At 61.2% G+C, this 1428-nt stretch carries 1 protein-coding gene; it reads left to right on the plus strand.

Annotation, left to right across the window (positions count from 1 at the left end; genetic code table 11):
- Window positions 1-137 precede the first annotated feature (137 nt).
- Entirely contained in the window at window positions 138-1154 is a 1017-nt protein-coding gene (locus AB4Y40_RS42705) for an IS110 family transposase (RefSeq protein WP_368692980.1), read from the plus strand.
- Window positions 1155-1428: the final 274 nt, after the last annotated feature.

Raw genomic sequence — 1428 nt, forward strand, 5'->3', positions numbered from 1 at the left:
GGAGATGGTATGGACGCCTCCCTCCCGCGTCGGAACGGAGAGGCAGTAGGAACGGCGGAGCCCTCGCTGTACCCGACGGCATCAGAGTGCCAAAGTGGTGGTGTCAAAACGACCACTGAGGGTAAGGAGGGCTCCAAATGAAGACTACGACATTTGGCGTGGACCTGGCAAAGCGGGTCTTTCAGGTGCACTGGGTGGACATGGACACGGGCGAGATCAACCGGCGGCAGCTCAGGCGCGAACAACTCGTGACGTTCTTCGCGAAACAGGCGCCCGCGCTCATCGCGATGGAAGCTTGCGGCAGCGCCCATTACTGGGCGCGCCGCTTCGCGAGCTTCGGTCATCAGGTTCGGCTCATTGCGCCGTCATTCGTGCGACCGTTCGTGAAGCGCAACAAGACCGATGTGGCAGACGCACAGGCGATCTGGGAAGCTGCACAACGGCCGGAAATGCGTTTCGTCGCGGTGAAGAACGAAGCGCAGCAAGCGGTGCTGACGCTGCACCGCGTGCGCGCCCAACTGCTCAAGATGCGCCGCATGCAGATTAACCAGACGCATGGCTTGCTGTACGAGTTCGGTGCTGCAGTGCATCGCGGCTCGCACAGCATGAATGACGCGGCCCGCATGCTGAGCGAGCTGGCCGACACCTTGCCCGCCATGATCATCGACACGCTTCGCGAACAACTGCAGCGTATCGAAGCGCTCACGCGCGACATCCGTGCCATTGAACACCGGCTTGCCGCATGGTTGCGCCAGAACGAAGGGGCCACGCGGCTCGCCGCCATTCCGGGTGTGGGCCTGCTCACGGCGACTGCTGCCATTGCCACCATCGGCGAGGCGAGCACGTTTCGCTCCGGGCGCGAGTTCGCCGCGTTCCTCGGTTTAGTGCCACGGCAAAGCGGCACGGGAGGCCGCGTGAAGCTCCTGGGCATCAGCAAAAGAGGCGACGTGTACTTGCGCACCTTGCTGATTCACGGCGCGCGCGCAGTGCTCTCGCATCCGAAGCACCTGAGTGACTCACTGCGACGTCTGCTCGCACGACGACCGTTCAATGTAGTGGTCGTCGCGCTCGCAAACAAGACGGCACGCACGATCTGGGCGCTGCTTGCCCACGCTCGAACGTACCAGTCTGGTTACGTGGCTCACGCTGCGTAGAAGATCAACTAACTATGGAGACATGGTCGCTAATAGGTTGCGCAGGTTGATACACATGTGATGGCGAAACAGGTCGGACCGCGGGAAAGCAAACCTGAACGGTGTCTAGTCCTTCGAGGACACGTAGGAGATGAGGCCTTCCCCGGCAGATTCCATCAGGGCCAGCGGATCATCTTGATCCGCACCACAGGCCGGATATAAGTCTGCAGCCTCGTCCTATCAGTCACACATCGAATATCACCTGGCAAACCGGGAGGCGTCCATATAAGACACC

The organism is Paraburkholderia sp. EG287B (assembly GCF_040965595.1).
GTDB lineage: Bacteria > Pseudomonadota > Gammaproteobacteria > Burkholderiales > Burkholderiaceae > Paraburkholderia.

Coding starts and splice junctions, on each gene's coding strand:
- AB4Y40_RS42705 (WP_368692980.1), top strand. CDS start 138: ATGAAGACTACGACATTTGGCGTGGACCTGGCAAAGCGGGTCTTTCAG.